The organism is Paraburkholderia nodosa, from assembly GCF_001718195.1.
Lineage (GTDB): Bacteria > Pseudomonadota > Gammaproteobacteria > Burkholderiales > Burkholderiaceae > Paraburkholderia > Paraburkholderia nodosa_A.
In genome coordinates this window covers 245,246-267,997 of record NZ_MCNV01000009.1, presented here as the reverse complement: position 1 = coordinate 267,997, position 22,752 = coordinate 245,246, and the positions used below count along the sequence as shown (strand labels likewise).

21 protein-coding genes are annotated in these 22,752 nt (G+C 66.2%); 4 read left to right on the top strand and 17 right to left on the bottom strand.

Translation table 11 applies throughout. From position 1 onward, the window contains the following. Positions 1-40: 40 nt before the first annotated feature. The 10 genes from BFD71_RS18300 to BFD71_RS18255 all read right to left on the bottom strand — a co-directional run bounded on the left by BFD71_RS18300 (position 41) and on the right by BFD71_RS18255 (position 13,835). Positions 41-1,963 carry a PrkA family serine protein kinase gene (locus BFD71_RS18300; protein WP_069265701.1) on the bottom strand — a complete coding sequence of 641 codons (1,923 nt, stop codon included), beginning with the start codon at positions 1,961-1,963 and terminating at the stop codon, positions 41-43. A gap of 777 nt (positions 1,964-2,740) precedes the next feature. After that, positions 2,741-3,502, bottom strand: a complete 762-nt coding sequence (locus BFD71_RS18295) for a 2-keto-4-pentenoate hydratase (RefSeq protein ID WP_069265700.1) — start codon at positions 3,500-3,502, stop codon at positions 2,741-2,743. Between the two features lie 379 nt (positions 3,503-3,881). Next, positions 3,882-5,669, bottom strand: a complete 1,788-nt coding sequence (locus BFD71_RS18290) for a methyl-accepting chemotaxis protein (protein WP_069265699.1) — start codon at positions 5,667-5,669, stop codon at positions 3,882-3,884. A 202-nt stretch (positions 5,670-5,871) separates the two neighbouring features. Then, entirely contained in the window at positions 5,872-6,813 is a 942-nt protein-coding gene (gene rbsK, locus BFD71_RS18285) for a ribokinase (protein WP_305120834.1), read from the bottom strand. A 44-nt stretch (positions 6,814-6,857) separates the two neighbouring features. Further along, the gene (locus tag BFD71_RS18280; protein WP_069265698.1) at positions 6,858-7,895 is read right to left on the bottom strand and encodes a LacI family DNA-binding transcriptional regulator; all 1,038 of its coding nucleotides are present in this window, start codon (positions 7,893-7,895) and stop codon (positions 6,858-6,860) included. Between the two features lie 139 nt (positions 7,896-8,034). Continuing rightward, positions 8,035-9,123: an ABC transporter permease gene (locus BFD71_RS18275; RefSeq protein WP_141710712.1), complete on the bottom strand. Its 1,089-nt coding sequence runs from the start codon at positions 9,121-9,123 to the stop codon at positions 8,035-8,037. Then, on the bottom strand, positions 9,120-10,832 hold the full coding sequence (locus tag BFD71_RS18270) for a sugar ABC transporter ATP-binding protein (RefSeq protein WP_069265697.1): 1,713 nt from the start codon (positions 10,830-10,832) through the stop codon (positions 9,120-9,122). Before BFD71_RS18270 ends, BFD71_RS18275 begins: the two co-directional genes overlap by 4 nt. Positions 10,833-11,098: 266 nt before the next feature. After that, the gene (locus BFD71_RS18265) at positions 11,099-12,061 is read right to left on the bottom strand and encodes a sugar ABC transporter substrate-binding protein (protein ID WP_069265696.1); all 963 of its coding nucleotides are present in this window, start codon (positions 12,059-12,061) and stop codon (positions 11,099-11,101) included. 166 nt (positions 12,062-12,227) lie between these two features. Beyond that, positions 12,228-13,205, bottom strand: a complete 978-nt coding sequence (corA, locus tag BFD71_RS18260; protein ID WP_069265695.1) for a magnesium/cobalt transporter CorA — start codon at positions 13,203-13,205, stop codon at positions 12,228-12,230. Between the two features lie 183 nt (positions 13,206-13,388). Next, positions 13,389-13,835, bottom strand: coding sequence for a hypothetical protein (locus BFD71_RS18255; protein WP_069265694.1), 447 nt, complete (start codon positions 13,833-13,835; stop codon positions 13,389-13,391). Positions 13,836-13,976: 141 nt separating this feature from the next. On the opposite strand from BFD71_RS18255, the gene cydX reads away from it, so the two are divergent. Both cydX and BFD71_RS18245 read left to right on the top strand, forming a co-directional pair. Beyond that, positions 13,977-14,156 (top strand): cytochrome bd-I oxidase subunit CydX, encoded by a 180-nt coding sequence (gene cydX, locus BFD71_RS18250; protein WP_069265693.1) that lies wholly within the window; start codon positions 13,977-13,979, stop codon positions 14,154-14,156. Further along, positions 14,153-14,746 carry an AAA family ATPase gene (locus BFD71_RS18245; RefSeq protein WP_069265692.1) on the top strand — a complete coding sequence of 198 codons (594 nt, stop codon included), beginning with the start codon at positions 14,153-14,155 and terminating at the stop codon, positions 14,744-14,746. Before cydX ends, BFD71_RS18245 begins: the two co-directional genes overlap by 4 nt. A gap of 4 nt (positions 14,747-14,750) precedes the next feature. Here BFD71_RS18245 and BFD71_RS18240 read toward each other — a convergent pair whose 3' ends face one another. Continuing rightward, positions 14,751-15,854 (bottom strand): saccharopine dehydrogenase family protein, encoded by a 1,104-nt coding sequence (locus tag BFD71_RS18240; RefSeq protein WP_069265691.1) that lies wholly within the window; start codon positions 15,852-15,854, stop codon positions 14,751-14,753. Between the two features lie 208 nt (positions 15,855-16,062). Then, entirely contained in the window at positions 16,063-16,527 is a 465-nt protein-coding gene (locus BFD71_RS18235; protein WP_042265707.1) for an Lrp/AsnC family transcriptional regulator, read from the bottom strand. Between the two features lie 224 nt (positions 16,528-16,751). On the opposite strand from BFD71_RS18235, the gene BFD71_RS18230 reads away from it, so the two are divergent. Continuing rightward, the gene (locus BFD71_RS18230; protein WP_069265690.1) at positions 16,752-17,306 is read left to right on the top strand and encodes a Spy/CpxP family protein refolding chaperone; all 555 of its coding nucleotides are present in this window, start codon (positions 16,752-16,754) and stop codon (positions 17,304-17,306) included. Between the two features lie 157 nt (positions 17,307-17,463). Continuing rightward, positions 17,464-17,898: a PGDYG domain-containing protein gene (locus BFD71_RS18225; RefSeq protein WP_069265689.1), complete on the top strand. Its 435-nt coding sequence runs from the start codon at positions 17,464-17,466 to the stop codon at positions 17,896-17,898. 69 nt (positions 17,899-17,967) lie between these two features. Here BFD71_RS18225 and BFD71_RS18220 read toward each other — a convergent pair whose 3' ends face one another. The 5 genes from BFD71_RS18220 to BFD71_RS18200 all read right to left on the bottom strand — a co-directional run bounded on the left by BFD71_RS18220 (position 17,968) and on the right by BFD71_RS18200 (position 22,655). Then, the gene (locus BFD71_RS18220) at positions 17,968-18,333 is read right to left on the bottom strand and encodes a DUF3022 domain-containing protein (protein ID WP_069265748.1); all 366 of its coding nucleotides are present in this window, start codon (positions 18,331-18,333) and stop codon (positions 17,968-17,970) included. 33 nt (positions 18,334-18,366) lie between these two features. Next, the gene (locus BFD71_RS18215) at positions 18,367-19,176 is read right to left on the bottom strand and encodes a YhfC family intramembrane metalloprotease (RefSeq protein ID WP_069265688.1); all 810 of its coding nucleotides are present in this window, start codon (positions 19,174-19,176) and stop codon (positions 18,367-18,369) included. Between the two features lie 114 nt (positions 19,177-19,290). Further along, positions 19,291-20,388 (bottom strand): LacI family DNA-binding transcriptional regulator, encoded by a 1,098-nt coding sequence (locus tag BFD71_RS18210; RefSeq protein ID WP_256094779.1) that lies wholly within the window; start codon positions 20,386-20,388, stop codon positions 19,291-19,293. Further along, positions 20,385-21,350, bottom strand: a complete 966-nt coding sequence (locus tag BFD71_RS18205; protein ID WP_069265687.1) for a 2-hydroxyacid dehydrogenase — start codon at positions 21,348-21,350, stop codon at positions 20,385-20,387. Before BFD71_RS18205 ends, BFD71_RS18210 begins: the two co-directional genes overlap by 4 nt. Before the next feature lie 21 nt (positions 21,351-21,371). Continuing rightward, positions 21,372-22,655, bottom strand: coding sequence for an MFS transporter (locus BFD71_RS18200; RefSeq protein ID WP_069265686.1), 1,284 nt, complete (start codon positions 22,653-22,655; stop codon positions 21,372-21,374). Positions 22,656-22,752 lie beyond the last annotated feature (97 nt).

Sequence of the window (22,752 nt, the reverse complement as noted above, 5' to 3'; positions counted from 1 at the left end):
CAAAACTGCGGCAGCGCACTCGGACGGTAAAGCCTCTTCGTCACGACGACTTGCGCACCCGCAGATACCAGTCGCAGAGCAACCGGACCTGCTTCGGCGTATAACCCTTCGCCACCATACGGTTGACGAAGTCTTCGTGCTTGCGCTGCTCTTCCGCCGATCCTTTCGCATTGAACGAGATGACCGGCAAAAGTTCTTCCGTGTTCGAAAACATTTTCTTTTCGATCACCACGCGCAGCTTCTCGTAGCTGATCCAGGCCGGGTTCTTGCCGGCGTTGGCCGCACGCGCACGCAGCACGAAATTCACGATCTCGTTGCGGAAGTCCTTCGGGTTGCTGATGCCCGCGGGCTTCTCGATCTTCTCGAGCTCGGCATTCAACGCCGCGCGATCGAAGCTTTCGCCCGTGTCGTGATCGCGGAACTCCTGGTCCTGAATCCAGAAGTCGGCGTACGTGACATAGCGGTCGAAGATGTTCTGCCCGTATTCGGAATACGACTCGAGGTAGGCGGTCTGGATCTCCTTGCCGATGAACTCCGCGTAACGCGAGGCCAGCACGTCCTTCACGAACGACAGATACTTCTGCTCGGTTTCCGGCGGGAACTGCTCGCGCTCGATCTGCTGTTCGAGCACATACATGAGGTGCACCGGATTCGCGGCCACTTCAGTCGAGTCGAAGTTGAACACGCGCGAGAGGATCTTGAACGCGAAGCGCGTCGAAACCCCGTTCATCCCTTCGTCCACGCCCGCGAAGTCGCGGTACTCCTGGTACGACTTCGCTTTTGGATCGGTGTCCTTGAGGTTTTCGCCGTCGTACACCTGCATCTTCGAGAAGAGACTCGAGTTCTCCGGCTCCTGCAGGCGCGTGAGCACCGACATCTGCGCCATCATCTTCAGCGTGCCAGGCGCGCACACGGCCTCGGCCAGCGACGAATTGCGCAACAGCTTCTCGTAGATCTTCATCTCTTCCGAGTAGCGCAGGCAGTACGGCACCTTCACCACGAAGATACGATCGAGCAGTGCCTCGTTGTTGCGGTTGTTGCGGAACGCCTTCCACTCCGACTCGTTCGAGTGCGCGAGGATGATGCCGTTGAACGGAATCGCCCCGAATCCTTCGGTGCCCTTGAAGTTGCCTTCCTGGGTGGCCGTGAGCAGCGGGTGCAGCACCTTGATCGGCGCCTTGAACATTTCGACGAATTCGAGCAGGCCCTGATTCGCGAGACACAGGCCGCCCGAGTAGCTGTAGGCGTCGGCGTCGTCCTGGGCATATTGCTCGAGCTTGCGGATGTCCACCTTGCCGACGAGCGACGAGATGTCCTGATTGTTCTCGTCGCCAGGTTCGGTCTTCGCGATGCCGATCTGGCGCAGGATGGACGGGAAGCGGCGCACCACGCGGAACTTGCGGATGTCGCCGTTGTATTCGTGCAGGCGCTTCACGGCCCACGGGCTCAAGATGCTGCGCAGGTAACGGCGCGGTATGCCGTATTGCTCTTCGAGTATCGGGCCATCTTCGTCGTAGTCGAACAGCCCGAGCGGAGACTCGTTCACGGGCGAGCCCTTGATCGAGTAGAACGGCACGCGCTCCATGAGCTGCTTCAGCCGCTCGGCGATGGAGGACTTGCCGCCGCCCACCGGACCGAGCAGATAGAGAATCTGCTTCTTCTCTTCGAGTCCTTGCGCCGCATGGCGGAAGTACGCGACGACCTGCTCGATCACGTCTTCCATGCCATAGAACTCGCGGAATGCGGGATACACCTTGATGACCTTGTTCGCAAAGATGCGCGACAGACGCGGATCGTTGCGGGTGTCGATCTGTTCGGGTTCGCCGATTGCCGTCAGCATGCGTTCGCCAGCCGTGGCGTACGCATTGGGATCTTCCTTGCAGAGCGCGAGATACTCCTCGAGCGAGAACTCCTCCTCTCGCGTTTTTTCGAAGCGGGTCGCGAAGCTGCTATAGATATCCATGCTACCTCCTCGCCAAGATCTGCGACCGATGTCGTGCGCGGCGCGCTATTCGGAAACGACATCGCTCAAATTCATCCTAAACCCTTTTGAAATTTTTCGCACCGTTAAATCGCGCCTGATGTGCCCTCTAAAGCTAAGCATTATTGAGCGCTTGGAGGGCGCCAGACAACGACTTACAATGATCTTCCCTACTGGTGCAAATTTCAGACCGGGGTCACGCTCCTTCCCACATGCTGTGCCTGCGTGTTGGCTAATTCCATCGGGCGGGGCATTCGCAGCACGCCACTTTCTACCTGATGTTCGACCGGCTTTTCGCCTTGTCATCCGGCCTGTCCGGCACTCCGGCATACAGAGCGCCTCTTCATCAAACGCACCAACGCAGCGCCGGTGCACACCCATTCGTTACGATTTGTTCGCGAGCCCGCAGAACGCGCGCGCATTGCGAACTGCCACGCAAATGTTGTGAGCACGCGTCAATGCGATTTTTTTCCCGTTTTACGCGTCGATTTCGCCGTCGTCGGTGACCTGCCGCGCATTCTTGCGCGGATGCCAATCGACGCTGACCGGCCCTGTCGGCAGTAGTGGTTTTCCCGCTCCAATCGGACGACGCGCGAACGCCATGCGATGAAGATGACGCGCGTGACAGGTTGCCAGGTTTACACCCATGGGACGCACAACGCGTACAAAAAAATAAAGCCGCCGCGCAATGCGCGCGGCGGCCGTTCGTGAGAGCAAATATGACAGGTGCGACAGTTACACGATGCGCCCCTGGGCGACCTAGACGAACTCGACTTCGACTTCCCCTAGCCCGTCGATGTGGCCGTGCAGGAGGCCCGGTGTATCGATGCGGTGCGCACCGACATAGGTGCCGGTCGTAATAGTCCATTCGGGCTCGATCGTGATGCCCATGGCGGCGCAATGATTGACGAACCAGACCAGCAGTTCGCGCGGATCGCCCGCGGGGTTGCCCGGCGCCTCCGGCACGAGCGAGGCGCCGTCGAACGTCAGTTCGAGCTCAGGCGCGACGAAATCGAGCACGCGGGCAAGCGCTGGGTACGGCAGCGCATGGCCGGTCACGAGTGCACCATTGTTCTGTGCATCGGCGAGCTGGGCGAGCGGCGCGACGTTGGGCCACTGCGCGAAACGGCTGTCGACGATCTCGATGGCCGGCACGATCTGGCCCACGCGCGCGAGCACCTCGTCGCGCGCATAGGCTTCGGCGCGCGGGACGATCGGTTCCGAAAAACGAAACGCGATTTCCAGTTCCACGAGCACGCGGAAAAAGTGGCGGCGCTCGAAGCGCGCCGGCGAGGCGTGCACGAGCGGCGCCGGGATCGGCGCGCCGGAGGCAGGGCCGCCGGGGGCGCGTGCGCCCACTTTCCAGCCGCCCGTGGTCGTCTCGAGCCCGGCGAGCACCGCCTGCTGGATCGCGTAGGCCGTGGCCGCGTCGGGCGGCACGCGCTCGGGTTCCAGCGTTTCGATCAGATGATGATGCCGGCGCGCATTCACGAGGCGTTGCGCGAGATCGTCATGCGTCATGTCGGGTTCCTTGTTTGTGCTGTCATGCGGCGCTGGCGCTCGATGCCGGCCAATCCGTCCTGCCTGGCGCGGTGCGCCTGCCTTGCCCCTGCGGGGCGGGTCGTTCCTCCTGCGGTGCCACCCCGTTTGGCCCGCGCCCGGACATCGGCGCGGGCTGAACCGTCCAGCACGACGCCATGCCGCTCGCGGGCACCGCTGGGCGCCGCAGTGTAGCGCGCCGACCGGGCCGCGCAGATGACACGGCTGACAATGTACCGTAACGGCGCCCACATGGCGCACGGCGGGGCCGCACAACGGGGTCAAAGGCGTAAAAAAAGCCGCTGCGGTACAGCGGCTGGCTCTCGTGCGCGGACGGCCCGCGCGGCTTGGCGGATGAATGTCAGAAGGTTTCCCAGTCGCCGTTCGAACCGGCAGCCGACGCCACCGCGCTCATGGGCGCGCGGGGGGGTGCGACGGGCCGTGCGGCCGGCTGGGCGGCGGCAGCAGCCGGAGTGCTGCGCGGCGCGCGCTTTGCGGCAGGCGCCGCTGCCCCGGCTCCCGATGCCTGGCGCGTGGCAGCAGCACGGGCGACGGAAGCCGTCCTGGCGGCTGCCGGCGCAGGCTTCACCTGCGCTGCGCCCAGCGCTGCGTCTTCCAGATTGAATACGGCGACGGCCTCGCGCAGGCGTCCCGCCTGGTCCTCGAGCGACTGCGCCGCGGCGGCGGCCTCCTCGACGAGTGCCGCGTTCTGCTGGGTCACCTCGTCCATCTGCGTGACCGCACGCGCGACCTGGTCGATGCCGCCCGACTGCTCCTGCGAAGCCGCCGCGATCTCGCCCATGATGTCGGTCACGCGCTGCACCGCGGCGATGATCTCGGTCATCGTGCGGCCCGCCTCGTCGACGAGCGCCGAGCCCGCCTGCACGCGCTCGACCGAGGTGTCGATGAGCCCCTTGATCTCCTTGGCCGCCGCCGACGAGCGTTGCGCGAGGCTGCGCACCTCGCCCGCCACCACGGCGAAGCCGCGCCCTTCCTCGCCCGCGCGTGCCGCTTCGACGGCCGCATTGAGCGCGAGGATGTTGGTCTGGAACGCGATGCCCTCGATGATCGTGATGATGTCGGCGATCTTCGCGGAGCTGTCGTTGATGTCGCCCATCGTGCCGACCACCTGATTGACGACCGAGCTGCCCTTGTTGGCGATTTCCGAGGCGTTGGCGGCGAGCGCGCTGGCCTGGCGGGCGTTGTCGGCGTTCTGCTTCACGGTGCCCGTGAGCTGTTCCATGCTCGAGGCGGTCTGCTGGAGCGCCGATGCCTGCTCTTCGGTACGCGACGAGAGGTCGAGGTTGCCCGCGGCGATCTCACGCGTGGCCGTGGCGATCGATTCGGTGCCCGAGCGCACCGAACGCACCGTTTCGGTGAGGCTGCGCTGCATCTGCGCGACGCCGCCCAGCAGTTCGCCCATCTCGTCGTTGCGGCGCACGACCACGGGCCGGCGCAGATCGCCGGCGGCGATCGCATGGAAAGCGCCAAGCGCTTCGCCGAGCGGCTCCGCAATAGCGCGGCGCAGCGAGAAGAACGAATAGGCGGCGGCGCCGATACCTACGAGCAGCGCCGCGATGCACGCGACGCGCAGCTGCGAGAACGCGGCCTGGGCGTCGTCGAAGCCCTGCTGCGCTTGCGTCATCTGGAACTTGTCGAGCACGGCGTCGGCCTTCGAGAGCCCGTCGTAGGCCTCCTTGAGCGCCTTGGCGCCGGCCACCACCTTCGCCTGATCGCCCGACTGGACGGTCGTCATGAACTGGTCCGCGATCTGGTGCAGGGCCTCGCGCCGGGCTCCGACATCCTGAGCGAGGCGCGCTTCCTCGCCGGCGTGCGGCAAGGCCATGTACTTCTTCCAGAAGTCGTCCGACACGCCACGCAGCATGCGCGCCCGGTCGACCGTCGCCGCGGCGTCGGACGTACCCTGTTCGAAGGCGGCCCGGTCGAGCGCGAGACGCTCGCGTGCCGCATAGATTTCGGCCAGATTGACCGCGTGCGAACTGGGCATCTGGTCGGTGAAAGTCTCGCGATACGCGTCGTTCGAACGCGTGAGACCCAGCAGCCCGACCGCACTGATCGCGACGATCAACGTCGCCAGAAAGCCCATCGTGATGCCAATGCGCGCCTTGATACTGATGCCCTTGCCCATGACTCCCCCAACGCTTGTGATATGGTCGGGCCCAACGCCCGACATCGAGTGGTCGCTCTAACAGGCGTTTACGGCACGGGATTTCAAGGTCTTGAAATGTGTATATGGTATGAAGTATTGGCGAAATACAATCAGGCGCGGCGCGAATAAGCCGCGCCGTGGCCGGTCATGGCTTAGATGCCAGCGAGACGTGCTGATGCGCTCAGCCCGCGAGTTCGGCGAGCGTGGGAATAGAGGGTTGAGCACCCGCGCGCGTGACTGAAACCGACGCCGCACGCAATGCGAAAGCAATGGCTTCGAGCGCGGGCGCCCCGGCAGCCAGGCGCGCGGCCAGACCGCCGATGAAGGTGTCGCCGGCCGCCGTCGTATCCACCGCATTGACGCGTGGCGCGGGCAGATGGACCGGCGCGGCGCCGTCGAGCAGCGCACATACGCCCTGCGCTCCGAGCGTCACCAGCACGTTGCGTGCGCCCGCCTCCCGCAGCGCCGACGCCGCCCGCGCCGCCTCTTCCGGCGTGCTCGCGGGCAAGCCGGTGAGCGCGGCCGCCTCCAGTTCGTTCGGTACGAGATAGTCGATGAGCGGGAGCCACTGCGCGGGCAGCGGCCCCGTGGCGGGTGCTGGATTGAGGATGGTGATCTTGCCCAGGCGCCGTGCAGCGGCGAGCGCGGCCGCCACGGCGTCGGTGGGCGTTTCGAGCTGGCAGACCACGACGTCGGCCCGCGCGAGCACGGCCTCATGGCGCGCGATCGTTTCGGGCGCGAGTTCGCCGTTGCTGCCGGCCACGATGACGATGGCATTCTGGCTCGCGTCGTCGACGATGATCAACGCCACGCCGGTCGGCGCGCCAGGCGACGTTTCGAGCGCGCCGCAGTCGATACCTTCTGCCATCAGCCCCGCGCGCAATACCTCGCCGTTGCTGTCGGCGCCGACCCGGCCGATCATCGCCACCTGGGCGCCCAGGCGCGCCGCGGCCACCGCCTGGTTGCCGCCCTTGCCGCCGGCCACCTGCGCAAAGGCATGGCCAGCGAGCGTCTCGCCGGGAGACGGCAAGCGCGGCGCGCGCGCGACGAGATCCATGTTCAGACTGCCGACCACGGCCACGCGAGCGCGTGCGTCGGTCGGCTTTGCTGCGTCAGTCGTCACGATGCCTCCTCGATGGCTTGCGCCTTCGCTACGGCCACCCTGCCTCAGGCCGCGAGCGGCGCGTATTCCTCCGCACCGACCCAGGGCCCCGTCGATTCGCGAGCGAAGAGCGTAGGCGGCATGACGCGCCGGCGCGCCCTCGCGCCTTCCTCTCGCGCGTTCGCGATGCGCTCGATCAGCGTGAGCGCCGCCATGTCGCCGAGCGCACGCGCGGGCTGGCCGACCGTCGAGAGCGCGGGCCAGGTGAAGTTGCCAAGCTCGATATCGTCGAAGCCGATGATCGAGCAGTCGCCCGGCACGCGCAAGCCGCGCTCGGCGGCCGCGCGCAAGGCGCCAATGCCCATCATGTCGTTGCCGGCGAAGATCGCAGTGGGCCGCACGCTGTCGAACAGTTGCGCCGCCGCGCGGTAACCGCCCGCCCCGGAAAAGTCGCTTTCGACGATCGCGCCCGGCGCGATCTCCACGCCCCGCTCGGACATGGCGCGCAGGAAGCCGTGCATGCGCATCGCGCTCACCGCGGTCGTCACCGGCCCGGTGATGCAGCCGATGCGCGAGTGCCCGAACTCGAGCAGATGCCGCGTGGCGAGCCAGGCGCCGCGCTCGTGGTCGATCTGCACGAGATCGGCGTCGAGTCCCTCGATGTTGCGGTCGATGACGACGATCGGCTCGCGCGTATCGGCAAGCGTCGAGGCGAGCACGGCGTCGTCACCGGCCGAGGCGACGATGAGGCCGTCGATGCGCTTTTCCTGCAGCACGCGCAGGTAGCTGCGCTGCTTGGCCGGGTCGTCGTCGGAGTTGCAGAAGAACACGCAATAGCCCTTGCGCGCGCAGGCGTCCTCGACGCCGCGCGCAAGCTCCGCGAAATACGGGTTGGTGCCGTTCGGCACGAGCAGACCGACGGTCGCCGTGGCACGCGCCTTGAGCGAGCGCGCCACCGCCGACGGCACGTAGTTCAGGTCGCGGATCGCGCGCTCGACCTTGGCCCGCACGTCCGCCGACACCGGACGCGAATTGTTCACCACATGCGACACCGTCGTGAAAGATACCCCCGCCACGGCGGCCACATCCTTGATCGTCGCCATCTTTATGTTGCTCCTGCTTTTTTGCTGCCCTGTTGCTGCCGGCTCTCTGCGCGCCCGTTGTAGGTTTGGTCTGGCGTCGCTTTCCCGGTCATTTCCGTCGGCCCGCGCTGCGTTGCGGACCGCGCCCTCGAAAAAATTGTTATGTCCTGCTGCCTCTGCGACTTCGCCTGCTGCGGTACGTGTCGAGCACGACCGCCACGACGATCACCGCGCCGGTGATGATCCGTTTGGTGGGCTCGTTCGCGCCGATCTGCGCGAGCCCCGCGGCCAGCACCGAGATGATCAGCACGCCGAAGAACGTGCTGATGACCGAGCCGCGCCCGCCCATCAGACTGGTGCCGCCGATCACCACGGCCGCGATCACCTGCAGCTCCAGCCCCGCGCCCGCGTTTGGATCGGCGGCTTCGAGGCGCGAAATCTGAAACAGCGCCGCTAGCCCGGAAAGCGCGCCCATCAGCGCGAACACGATCACCTTGTACGGCCGCGGATCGACGCCCGCCAGGCGCACCGCCTCTTCGTTGGTACCGATACCGATCAGATACCGTCCGAACACCGTGCGCGTCAGCGTGAGCTGCGCGATCACCATCACCGCCACCGCGATCAGGAACGCCGGCGAGATGCCGAATGCGATCGGGTTCGAGAGAAAGTCGAACGCGTCGCCGATATACGCCGTGCGCGAATTCGTCATCTGGTACGCAAGCCCGCGCGCCGCTTCGAGCACGCCGAGCGAAACGATGAACGACGGGATGCGCCAGCCCACCGTCACCGCGCCCGTGAGCGTGCCCGTGGCCGCCGCGGCGACGAGGCCGAGCAGCGCCGCCGGCAGCGCGCCCCAGCCCCACTTGAGCGACGCCACGCTCACCACCGAAGCGCCGAGCGCGAGCACCGAACCCACCGAAAGATCGATACCCGCGATGATCAGCACGAAGGTCATGCCCACTGCCATCACCACGAGATCGGGAATCTGGTTCGCGATCGTGCTGAACGTATCGTACGTGAGGAAGTGTGAACTCAGCAGCGAGAACAACACGATCATCGCGATCAGCGCGAGCGCGAGGCCCAGGTAGTTCGAAAAGCCGAAGCGCGTGCCCACGGGCTTGCCGCTCGCCTGCATCGCATGCGGCGCCGACACCGGCGCAGCGCCCGGCGCGATTTTGGTCGAACTGGTACGCCCACCGATTTCGTCGCCGTGCGGCGACGGTTGCCCGCGCAACGGGTCGTTCGTCATGAAGCGCTCCCTCGTGGGTCGTCGTTGCGTTCCTGGGGCTTGCGCGTTTCCCTGTGTGGCGGCACGTCGCCCATCTCCGGCAGATCGCGCGCGTTCGCGACCAGCGCATCCTCGGCGCGCAGCCCCGCGAAGGCGGCGGCGAGCAGCTTGTCCTGGCTCCACTCGTCGCGACCGTAGATGGCCGTCATCTTCCCCGCCGACATCACGCCGATGCGGTCGCAGATCAGCATCAGCTCGCGCAGGTCGCTCGATACCACCACGAGCGCCCGGCCTTCACGTGCGAGCGCGCCCATCAGCGCGTAGATGTCGAACTTCGCCCCGACGTCGATGCCACGCGTAGGCTCGTCGAACAGCACGACGCGCATCGACTGCGTAATGTCGCGCGCGAGCCAGCGGCCGATCACCACCTTCTGCTGGTTGCCGCCCGACAGCTCGCCCACCGGCTGCGCGGGTCCGGACGCGCGGATTCGCAGCGCGTCGATCTGCGTGCGGGCCAGCGTGTTCTCGCGCGCCGCGTCCACCACGCCATAGCGCGAGACCGCGCCTACGTTGCCGAGCGTCACGTTCGCGGCGAGCGGCTGCGGCAACAGCAGCCCTTCGCCCTTGCGGTCCTCGGTGATGAGCGCGATGCCAAGCTTAACCGCATCGGCGGGCGAGGCAATCTGCACGGGTTCCGGCGCCGCGCCCGGCGTGGGCGCCAGCGCCACCGTGCCGCGCTCCATGCGGTCGGCGCCGTAGATGAGCCGCATCAGCTCCGTTCTGCCCGCGCCGATCAGCCCCGACACGCCGAAAATCTCGCCGGCGCGCACTTCGAACGACACGTCGCGCACAGCCTTCGCGCGCGTGAGCCCGTCCACCTTCAGGAGCGGCGCGCCGATGCGCCGCTGCCCCAGATCGATGCGCTCGCCAAGCTCGCGCCCCACCATCAGCGCGACGATGCGCTCGGGCGTGAGGTTGGCCATGGCGTCCACCCGCACGAGCTTGCCGTCGCGCAGCACCGCGACGCGCTGCGCGATGCGCTCGAGTTCTTCGAGCCGGTGCGAGATGTAGACGATCGCCACGCCGCGCGCCTTCAGCCGCGCGATCTGCTCGAACAGCAATTCGACCTCGCGAGCCGTGAGCATGGCCGTCGGCTCGTCGAGGATCAGCACGCGCATGTCGCCGCCATCGCCATGATCGGCCGCAGCGGCGCTGCCGACCAGGTTGCGCGCGATCTCCACGAGTTGCTGATGCCCGATTCCCAACTCCCCGACCGGCGTATCGGAGTCGATCGCCTCGAGTCCGACCTGCGCCATCGCGGCCCGCGCGTCGTCACGCAGCCGCCTGCGATCGATCCAGCCGAACCGCAGCGGCCCCGACTGCGGCAGGCGGTCCAGAAACAGGTTCTCCGCAACAGTGAGCGTGGGCAGCAGGTTCAACTCCTGCATGACCATGCGCACGCCGAGCGCCTCGGCTTCGCGGCGGCTCGCCGGGGCGTAGGGGCGGCCCATCAGCGTCATGCTGCCCGCACTCGACGCTGTGAGGCCACTCACGATCTTCGAGAGCGTGCTCTTGCCCGCGCCGTTTTCCCCCGTAAGCGCAAGCACTTCGCCGGCGTGCAGCGCGAGGCTGACGTCGGCGAGCACCGGCTGCTCGTAGGTCTTCCCGACGCCCGTCACCGTAAGCACGGCGGGCGCAGGTGACGCTACGTCGGGGACATTTGCATCCATCACGATCCTGTAGTCGCGAGCCGCGCCGCCGGGTTCAACCGGTGAGTCGCGCCGCCCGGATACTGCGGGTCCGCACCGCCGCCGCACGCTCCGGTAGAGCATGCCTCGAACGGCGCGCTGGGCAGCGATACGCCGCCCAGCGGAAGACGGCCGCCCATGCGGTCATCCCGGTACAAATAACGGCTGCGCGGCGAGATTCTTGAGCGCTTATTGCGTTGCGCACGCAAATACCGCCGCGGCACGGCATGGCGCCTGCCGGCAGCGCTTTACTTCGTGACGAGCACCACGGGCGTTTCGACGATACCCGACAGCTCCGACTGCTTCTTGTGCTCCTTGAGCGCCTTCAGGGCCGTGTCGATGCCGAACACGGCCTGTTTCGCCGCGAACTGGTCGGCGGTGGCGAGCACGCGGCCGTCCTTGAGCATGGGCTTGATGGCGCCGATGTTGTCGTAGCCGACCACGTACACCTTGCCCTGCTTGCCCGCCGCGCGCACGGCCGACACGGCGCCGATCGCCATGTTGTCGTTGCCGCACAGGAGCGCCTTGATGTCGGGGTATTCATTGAGCATGGCGGAGGCGACGGCGTTGCCCTTGTCGATCTCCCATTCGCCCGACTGCGTCGAGACGATCTTCGCGCTCACGGCGTCCATCGCGTCCTTGAAGCCCGCCGTGCGCTGCTGCGCGTTGGTCGTGGTGGAGACGCCCTCGACGATGCCCACCTGGTCGCCCGACTTCAGGCGCTTGGCCAGGTAGTCGCCCACGAGGCGGGCGCCCTTGCGGTTGTCCGGGCCGACGAACGGCACGTTCAGGTCCTTGGACTTGAGCACGTCGGCGTCGAGCTTGTTGTCGATGTTCACGACGATGATGCCCGCGTCCACCGCCTTCTTCACGACGGGCACGAGCGCCTTGGAGTCGGCGGGCGCGAGCACGATGGCGTCGACCTTCGAGACGATCATCTGCTCGACGATCTGGATTTGGGCGGCCGTGTCGGTCTCGTTCTTGATGCCGTTGGTGATGAGATCGAACTGGTCGGCGTTGTGCTTCTGATAGTCCTTCGCGCCGGTCTCCATGGTGAGGAAGAACTCGTTGGCGAGCGACTTCATGACGAGCGCGACTTTCGGCTTGTGAGGCGCCTGTGCGCGGGCCGCGAGCGGCAAAGCGCCTGTTACGGCGGTCGTGGCGAGCGCGCTGGCGGCGAGAAGGATGCGGCGGCGAATGCGGGAGTTCATGTCTGGAAGTCTCCGGTTTGTCGGGCCCGGCTGGGCCCTGCTTTCTGGTTATGCGCAAACGTTTTCTGCCGGCCCATTCTCGGCGCAGGCGCTCAACGATGTCAACTTTGCTCTGTCACTGGCGTCGCTGCCGGCCATGCGGCGGCGCAACAACGCCCGCACCGCCTTAGAGCCAGTTAATACGACGAAACAGGAAAAACAGGAAGATATCGAGCACGAGCATGGCGGCGAGGCAGATCTGGTAGCCGAATCTGAAGTGCAGCTCCGGAATGTGCTCGAAGTTCATGCCGTAGATGCCCGCGATCATGGTCGGCACGGCGAAGAGCGCGGCGAAGGAACCGAGCCGCTTGGTCACTTCGTTCTCCGCGAGCGAGATCATGCCGAGGTTCACCTGGATCGCCGTGACGATCATTTCGCGGCGCGCGTCGATCATGTTGGACACGCGCACGAGGTGGTCGTACACATCGCGGTAGTACGCCTGCATGCCCACGCAGATTTGCGGAATGCGCCCGCCCACGAGCTTGCCGACGGCATCGACGAGCGGCGTGACGTGATGCGCGAGGATCACGAGACGACGCTTGAGCGAATAGAGATCCTCGATGATCGCGCGCGAGCCCGCGAGGTCGTGCTTGTCGAAGATGCGGTCCTCCAGCTCCTCGATCTCGCCGGAGAGCGTTTCGAGCACCGGCGCGTAGCGATCGACCACGCTGTCCATCAGCGCGTAGAGCACGAACCCGGAGCCTTCGCGCAGCAATTCGGGCTCGCGCTCGCAGCGCGCGCGAACATCGCTGAAACCCTGCTGCGCGCGGTGGCGCACCGAAAGCACGAAATTGGGGCCGGCGAAGACGTTCACCTGGCCTGTGATGACTTCGCCGTCGTCGTCGAGTTCGAGCGTGTGGAGCACGCAAAAAAGCGTGTCGCCATATTCCTCGATCTTCGGCCGCTGGTTGCCGTTCATCACGTCTTCGATGGCGAGCGCATGCAGGCCGAACTCCTCCTTCATCGCCGCCATTTCTCCGGCGTCCGGGTCCTTGAGCGCGACCCAGACGAAACACTCGGGCTTCGCCAGATAGTCGCTGATGGCTTCGACTGTGACATCGGCCAGTTTCTTGCCGCCTTGATACGCGACGCAATTGATTAGCATGTTCCTTTTCTTCCGCGCGGCGGGTCGCGCCCGCGCCGCTTCGAGTTGCACCGGTTGCCAAGTGTAAGGTGTTCCGTCGACCGACGGCGTCTGGACGGGGTGCCCGAGCGGCGCGCGTCCGGTTGACTGGGCCTGAGAGCACTGCCCGTGCCCGCCGTGCAACGGCGGCGGCGAACCGGGAGGCTACTGCGCGACGCGGCGGATGCCGATGCGGTCATCCTTGTCGAAGGTGATGCTCGCGCGGTTGGTGTAGCGCGGATCCACAAGCAAGCGCAGCTCGATCACGGGATCGAACTGCGTCGTCACGGCGATGCGGCGCACGCCGGGCTTCAGGTAGAACGTGACGTGTTCGCCGTCCATGAGGTCGGTCACGCGTTCACCGTCGATGTAGACGGGCGCGTCGCGGAATTTGACGATGACGTTGCGGGTGCGCTCGCGGCGCACGTCCACGGCCACGAGGCCCTCGCCCGGCTCGGTGTAGCCAGGCTTCAGGATGCGTTCGGCCGGCACGGGCTTGAACGGCATGGGCTGCGGCTGCTCCTCGGCACAGCCGCCGAGTGCGAACGCGGCGACCACCGTGACGGCGGCGGCGAGACTCGCAATCGCTCTGCGCGACGGCAAAAGCGGCATGGGCGCTTTCCCCTTTTCTGACTTCTGGCTCCCGGTTCGCGCCCATCATATCCGTACGGGCGCCAGACCGATCATCGTTGTTATATGCTTTGGGGACTGCGCGGCAGCGCTCGCAACCGGCATTGAGAGGAGGCAACGGCCATGTGGTACTTCTCGTGGATTCTCGGCATCGGCGTTGCGCTCGGCTTTGGCATCATCAACGTGATGTGGCTCGAGGCCAACGGCAAATTCCTGAACGGACACGGACCCGAGCAAAACGGCCTGGATAACGCCCCGTCGGCAAACGCCGGCACGCAACCCGGCGAGGCACGCCGCCCGTGACAAGACTGGTGTTCTTCTGCGGCCACGCCGGCGCCGGCAAGACCTCGCTCGCCAAACGCCTGTTCGCCCCGCTCGCCCGCGAGACCGGCGAGCCGTTCTGCCTGCTCGACAAGGACACGCTCTACGGCAGCTATAGCGCAGCCGCGATGGGCGCGCTCACGCACGACCCGAACGATCGCGACAGCCCGCTTTTCCTGCAGCATTTTCGCGAACCCGAGTACCGCGGGCTCATCGACACCGCCCGCGAAAACCTCGAACTTGGCGTGAGCGCGCTCGTGGTCGGCCCGCTGTCGCGCGAAGTGCGCGAGCGCAAGCTGTTCGACCGCGCGTGGCTCGGTGTCGGTCAGGAGGTGGGACTCACCGTGGTGTGGGTGCATACGAGCGAGGAAACGGCGCACGCGCGCATCGGCGCGCGCGCCCATCCGATCGACGCCTACAAGCTCACTCACTGGAACGAATACCGGCAGCGGCGCTTCATGCCGTCGGGCGCGCAGCTCGACGGCCTTCTGCTCTTCGACAACAGCGCGCCCGCCGCGGCCGACTACGACGCGCTGCTCGAGCGCATCGTGTCGGCAACGGCATCGACCTGAGACGTCAGGCCGCCACCTTCGCGCGGCTGTCGAGCGTCGCGCCTTCGTACACCTGGCCGAAGCGGTTCGCGAGGAACTGCTGGAGCGACACCTGCTCCTGGCGCACGAACCCGGCTTGCGGCAGACGCTTTTCGCGGAACAGATCGAGCACCGCGCACATGGCGCCGGCGGTGGTGATCTGGATCGCGCTCATGGGCACGCCGCACACCGTCTTCGCGAAGATCTTGCGCGTGAACACTTCCTGCACGAGCTTGCCGTCGCGCATGCCGGTCACCGTCATGAAGATGAGCACGACGTCCTGCTCGGTTGCGGGCACCGAGCGGCGCAGGATGGACTTGAGCGTGTCGCGGTCGCTGGAAAGGCGCAGGTCTTCGAGCAGGAACTGCATGAGCGCGCGATGACCCGGATAACGCACCGACTTGTAGTCGAGCGATTCGACCTTGCCCGAAAGCGTTTCGCAGAGCGTACCCAGGCCGCCCGACGTATTGAAGGCCTCGTACTCGACGCCGTCGAGCGAGAAATGCTCGAGACCTTCGAGCGGCTGCACCCACTGCGTGCGACTTTCGCGAATCGCTTCGCACGGCTGGCAATACTCGTTGATGAGACCGTCGACGCTCCATGTGAGGTTGTACTTGAGCGCGTTGGTGGGAAACTGCGGCAGCGCGCCTACGCGCATCTTGACGTCGCGGATCTCGGTGAAGCGGCTCGCGAGCGCATGCGCCGCTATGCCGATGAAGCCGGGCGCGAGACCACATTGCGGCATGAAGACATGATCGGCGTCGTCGGCCAGCGCGCGAATCGCGTGGGTCGCACGCACGTCTTCGGTCAGATCGAAGTAATGGACGCCTGCGCCCTTCGCCGCCGAGGCGACGTTCACGGCAAGGTAATACGGCAGCGCGTTGATCAGCACGTCATAACCTTCCAGCGCGCCGCGCAGCGCGGCGGCGTCGCCGGAATCGACACGCGCGGTGGGAATGCCCTGCGCCGCAAGCGGCTCGAGCGATTTCGCATCGCGGTCGAACGCCGCGACTTCGTAGTCGCCGCTCTCACGCAGCATGTGGGCAATGGTGTGGCCGATCAGGCCGGCGCCTGCAATCGCAACTTTCATGTGTCATCTCCTTTGGTTTTCTATGCTTGGGGATGGGCAGCGCCCGCTCAAACACAGTCTAGGGAGAGACAAATACGGTTCATAGACGCAAAACGATGCGTTTCGACCGCCATTTTCGTCATTCTGACGACCCTTCTCGTCGAAATGACGAAACCATTCATTTTCGATGGCGAAACCTCGCCGTTCGGGCCGCGGCTCAGCCCTCGATTCAGCCCGTCACCGAGCCGCGATCGACCTTGCGCGCAAGCACGATCGATGTGGTCGTGCGTTCCACGCCGGGTATGCCGCCAATCTGGTCGAGCAGATCGTTGAGGCGGTCGGGCGAATCGGCGCGCAGCCACGCCACGTAGTCGTACTCGCCGCTTACCGCGCACAGCAACTGCACTTCGGGCATCTTGCCGAGGCGCTTTTGCACATCGGGCCCATGGCGCGGCGCGATGATGAGTCCGACCCACGCCTGCAGGCTCGCGTCGAGCACATCCTGGCCGAGGCGCACGCCGTAACCGGCGATCACCTGAGTGCGTTCGAGCCGCTCGATGCGCGCAAGCACCGTGGTGCGCGCGACGCCCAGGCGCCGTGCGAGATTCGCGACGCTTTCGCGCGCATTTTCCTGCAGCAGCGCGACGAGGCTGCGGTCGAGGTCGTCGAGTTGATCGAGGCGCGGAGGTCTCATCGGGCGGCGTCTGTATGGGAAGTCTGAACGGCGTCATTATCGCGCGCGGGTGAGCACGCCGGCGGCGCTCGCGGCGCGCAAGTCCTGCGCGACGGGTATTTCCACGCGTTTCGTTTGTAAGCAAGTGTCGCAGCCGGGGCGTCGCGAAGCGAGAACGTGGTACTAATAGCGCCTGCAGCCATTCTGGCCATGCTACCCGCTACGAAATGATTCAAGGAGTCACAATGAAGAAAGCTTTCGTCATCCTTGCCGTCTCGCTCTCGATGAGCGGCGCGTTCGCGCAAAGCGCTGCGCCGGCCGCTTCGGCAACCGCCGCAGCCGCGTCGAGCGCCGATGTGCGCGCCGCGCAGCATCAGCAGCGTGTCGAGGAGCGCATCACGTGGCTGCACACGCAGCTCAAGATCACGCCCGAGCAAGAACCGCAATGGAAGACGTTCGCCGACACCATGCGCAGCAACGGCGAGACCATGGCGAATCTCTTCAAGCAGCGCGCGGAGAGCGAAAGCTCGCGCAACGCGCTCGACGACATGAAGCAGTACGCGCAGATCGCCCAGGCACACGCGGACGACATGCAGAAGCTCGTCTCGGCGTTCGAGCCGCTCTACACGAGCCTCTCGCCGGAACAGAAGAAGCTCGCCGATCAGTCCTTCCGCCACGGCAATGAGCACGGCCCGTCGGGCAAGCCGGGCCATCCGAAGCACAAGGGCAAGGCCAAGCCGTCGGCAGACGACGCAGCAGCCAGCGACACCGAAGCGGCCAGCACGCCGGCCGCGCAGTAAGACGGAGTAAGGCACCCGCGAATCGGGCTGCGCGCCCATGCGTGCGCGACGGCCCGATCCAGGGTACCCTTGCGGACCGCGCGACGGCCGGGCGAAACTGCCCGGCCGTCGCTTCTTTGAAAGCCGCTTTTTGTGAAGCCCGTCCGCTGCTGCCGCCATGATTGAACTGACCCAACTCGACCTGCGTGTCGACCCCGCCGCACTGCGCGTCGTCAAGGACGAGACCGTGAGCGTCGAGTTCGCGGCCGTTGCCGGCGAGCTGATGAGCCTCGAAGGCCCGAACCGCTATGCGCCCGGCGACGCGATCATCACCGGTTCGACCGGCGATCGCTGGGTCGTCTCGCGCGATCGATTCGATGCGAAGTACCTGCCGGCGAGCGACACCCTCGCGCACGGCGAGGCAGGCGCGTATCGCAACGAGCAGGTCGTGGTGCTCGCAAGGCGCATGGACGAGCCGTTCACGCTCGTGCGTTCTGCCGGCGGCGACCGGCTTGCCGGCGTGGCCGGCGACTGGGTCATGCAATACGCACCCGGCGACTATGGCGTCGTGCAGGCCGCACGTTTCGCCAAGGTCTACAAGCTCGCCGACTGAATCTCAGCGCAACGCAAACTGGGCGCACTGCGCCCATCGCTTCAAGCCAATGCGCTTCGAGCAAGCGCTTTACGCAAATTCTTCGTCCAGCGCGATCGTCACCTCGCGCGGCACGTCTTCGCCCTTCGCGTGCTGTTCCTCGAGCGATTCGATCGTCGCCTCCACGTAGGCTCGCAACACCGCGAAGCTGCGCCCGCGCAGCCGCGGCGGCAATGCGCGATAGCGTGCGAGCGCGGCGGGCGCGATTGCCACCGTGAGCGCCATGCGGCGCGCCTTCGAGCCGAAGCGCATCGCCACCCAGTGCACGACCAGTTGCGGCACGCCGTTTTCATTCGGCTCTTCGGCAAAGCGCGTCTGCTCGGGAAAGATGTCGGCGATCACGCGGGCGAGCTCGTCGAATTCGGGGCTCGCGCATTCAAACAGATAGGCTTCCATTGACGCCAGAAAAAAGAAGTAAGACGCGCGCACTTACGCCGCGCGTGCGACGCGCCGCTGCGGGCGGCACGTCCTGAAAAGCACGACGGCGACCACCACGGCCGCCACCACATACAAACCGTCCACGGCCACGAGCGGCACGAGACGCGCCTGATACATCGCGGCAGGCACGTCGATGAGCGCGTGCACGAGGATCGCGAGCGGCAAAATCCCCTTCCATCCCGCGCGCACACCGCGCCACATCAGCACCGACAAGGCAATCTGGAACACGAACGCGGTCGTGCGCTCGAGCGCAAAGACGCCCGCGAACAGCGGCGAAAGGCTAGCGAGAATCAGATGCACGCGCAAGACCGAGTCCATCGTGAGATTGGAGAGATGCTCGTCGAGATCGCCGCGATTCGCGAGCACCGCGAACACGATCCATTGCAACTGCACGAGCACGCCGACGAACCACGCCTCCGCACCCGCATGGCCGATGCCGTAGCCGAAGGCCGAGCTGTCTGCGGGCGCGTTGGACTTGCCTGCGCCGCGGCGCGCGATGAGCCGCATGGCGATATAACGCCCGACCTCCTCGCACACGCCCGCCGCGAGCGCACCGTACAGCACGAAGAAAACGGGGTTCGAAAGGACCTGCGCGACGGCGGCGTTGCCGTGCAGCATGTAGTCGTTGATGGCGCGCTCGATCACAGCCACGAACAACGCGAAGATGGCGACGCCCGTGACCGTATCGCGCCAGTCGAGCGCGAACGGCACACGCAGCCGGCGATACAGCGATACGGGCAAGGCGGCGACAAACAGCGTCGCGAGCGATAGGCAGACGAGCGTGATCGGAGCTACGGACATGGGCTTCCTTATGACGTTCGGCACGCACGCACGCGCGCCGCAGCCCGAATGATCGCAGATATCGGCGCTTGCGCGCAGCCCCGGCTGCGCGCAAGCGCCGATATCGCGCCGTCCTCACCCCAGCGTCGAAGCCCTCACCACCAGTTCGCCCTCGAAGGCCGCCGCGCGTGCCTTGGGCGCCGCGCCCTCGATGCGCTCGTGCAGAAACTCCACCGCGCGATAGCCGATCTCGCGCGTCGGCTGGCGGATCGTCGTGATGCCGGCAAGCTCGGCCCACTCCGGATCGTCGATGGCGACGAGCGCCACGCGCTGCTGCCACTGCGCGCCGAGGGCCGCTTTCAGATGCAAGGCGAGGCGCAGCGCCACCGGCGCATTGGCCGCGAACAACGCGCACCGCGCACCGCGTGCCAGCGCCTGGGCCACGTGGGTGTCGAGCGCCGCGAGCGCGGTTTGCACGGCGGCTTCGTCGTGGAGATCGAGCACGTGCGTGAGGCCGCGGGCCGCGCCCTTCGTCGCCTGCATCGACTCGCGAAACGCCGCTTCGCGCTCGCGCCGCGAACTCACCTGTTCGAACGGCTGCACGACGAACACGATGTCGTCGTAGCCGCGCGCAAGCAGATGCTCCGCGCCGAGGCGCACGGCCGCCGCGTTGTCGAGGCCGACCATGTCCGCATCGAGGCCGTCGACGGTCCGGTCGATCAGCACGGCCGGAATGCCGCCGCTGCCCACGGGTTTCAACATCGATTCGCGCACGCCGAGTGCGTTGACGATCACGCCTTCCACGCGATACGTGGTGAGCAGCTGGAGATAGCGCCGCTCCATGTCGATCTCGTTCGCCGCGTGGCAGATGAGCGGCATGTAGCCGAGCGCGTGACACGCCTCTTCCACGCCCTGCAGAATCTCCACCGAATAGGGATTGGCGAGATCGGCGATCAGCAGGCCGAGCAGACGGTTGCGGCCGCGCTTGAGCCCGCGCGCCATCTGGTTGGGGCGATAGTCGAGCCGCTCGATCGCCGCCTCGATGCGCGCGCGCAGGTCGGGCGAAAGCACACCCAGCTCACCGTTCAGATAGCGCGAGATGCTGGTCTTGCCGGTGCCGGCTTCGCGCGCCACGTCGCTGATGGTCGCGCGGCGCGGCGCCGTGGCCGCAGCGCCCTTTTCCGCCGTATCGACGTCACGCTCGCGATCCGCGCCGCCCGCAGCCATGCTCATCGCGCGAGCACCTCGCGGTTGACGACGTTCACATCGAGCGTGCCAGCGAGCGCCGCGACGAGGTTCTCCGCTGCGCAGCGCGCCATCGCGTGACGCGTTTCGTGCGTGGCCGAGCCGATGTGCGGCAGCGCCACCACGTTAGGCATGCGCAGCAGCGGCGACGCGGGATCGATCGGCTCGCGCTCGAACACATCGAGGCCCGCGCCGTGGATCGTGCGAGCTTCGAGCGCGGCGATCAGCGCTTTTTCGTCGACGGTCGCGCCGCGCGAGGCGTTGATGAGAATCGCGCTCTTCTTCATCTTCTTCAACTGTTCCGCGCCGATCAGATGGCGCGTGGCGTCAGTGAGCGGCACCTGGAGGCACACGAAGTCCGCGCTTGCGAGCAGTTCGTCGAGTTCGACACGGCGCGCGCCATAGTTGCGCTCGGCCGCTTCGTTCGGACTGCGGTTCGTGTAGAGCACCTTCATGTTGAAGCCGAGCGCGGCACGGCGCGCCACGGCGCCGCCGATGCGCCCGAGCCCCACGATGCCGAGCGTTTTGCCCTGCACGTCCACGCCGAATTGCGCCGGGCCGATGCTGCCCTTCCACTGGCCCGCCTTGACCCAGTCGGCCAGTTCGACCACGCGGCGAGCGCTCGCGAGGATCAACGAGAAGACGGTGTCGGCCGTCGATTCCGTCAGCACGTCGGGCGTGTGGGCGAGCACGATGCCGCGCTTGGTGAGATCGGGCACGTCGAACTGGTCGTAGCCCACGGAGATCGTCGAGAGCGCCTTCACGCGCGAACCGTCCAGCATCGCCGGTGCGATCTTCACGCTCGCGCCGATCGCGCCGTCGGCGTCTTTTAGCGCGGCGGCGAGTGCGCCGGGCTGGTCGGCATCGACGTCGATCAGTTCGGCATGCTCGCGCAGATAGTCGGCGACATCGGCGGGCAAGGCTTTGTAGACAACGATTTTCGGCTTCATAAGTGCGCTAGAAAAGAGAGGTTATTTTCCGTGAGCCGGGGATGCATAACCACGGGTGGCGGCGCGCTGCGGCTTGACGGCGAGCGTGAGGCCCACCGAAACGAGCAGCGCCGCGCTCATGAACGCATAGGATGCCGCAGGCGAGCCCGTCGCGCCATTCAGATACCCGACCACATAGGAGCCGACGAACGAGCCGAGCGCGCCCATGCTGTTGATGAGCGCCATCGCACCGCCGGCCACGTTCTTCGGCAGCAGCTCCGGCACGATCGCGAAGAACGGGCCATACGGCGCGTACATCGCCGCACCCGCCACCACGAGCAGCGCGTACGAGATCCAGAAGTGCGTCGAGCCGAGTGCGTAGGAGAGCGCGAAGGCGAGCGCGCCGACCAGCAGGAACGGCCACACGAAGGCGCGGCGATTGTCGAGCTTGTCCGACGCCCACGAGGCGGCCAGCATCGCAATGGTCGCCGCGAGATACGGCACGGCGGAGAGCCAGCCCGTTTCGACCATGCCGAGCGCCGAGCCGTTCTTCACGATAGAGGGCAGCCACAGCACGAAGCCGTACACGCCGATGCTCCAGCAGAAGTACTGCGCCGAGAGCAGCATCACGGCAGGCGTGCGGAACGCCTCGGCATAGTTGCGCACCGGCTTGATGGCGGCCTGCTCGGCGCGCATCGCGGCGTCGAGTGCGCGCTTTTCATCGTCGGAGAGCCAGTTGACTTGTGCGGGCTTGTCGCGCACGAGCAACCACCAGCACACGGCCCACAGCACAGCCGGCACGCCTTCGGCGATGAACATGTGACGCCAGCCGAAGGCATGCACGAGATAGCCCGAGACCACCGACATCCACAGCACCGTGACCGGATTGCCGAGGATCAGGAACGTGTTGGCGCGCGAGCGCTCCTTCTTCGTGAACCAGTTGCTGATGAAGATGAGCATGGCGGGCATCACGGCCGCCTCGACCACGCCGAGCACGAAACGGATCGCCATGAGCGACGGAATGTTCGTGACGACGCCCGTGAGCGCGGCGCAGCCGCCCCACAGCACGAGGCTCACGAACACAAGCGTGCGCACGCTGCGGCGCTCCGCATACACGGCGCCCGGCAGCTGGAAGAAGAAGTAGCCGAGGAAGAACAGCGCGCCGATCAGCGACGAGAGCCCCGGGCTGATGCCGAGATCGCGATTGATGCCGGCCGCCGAGGCGAAGCCGTAGTTGGCGCGGTCGAGATAGGCGAGGCTGTACGTGATGAACACGATCGGCATGATTGCCCACCAGCGGCGCGGTGCGAGCGAGGTTGAGGTCATCGGTGTCTCCAGTTGAATGGGGCTCGGTACCTGACAGTGCCGCCCTCTGGTCTCATGTTGTCTGGCGCGCCGCACTTTGCGTTGCGCCGCCTGTTCC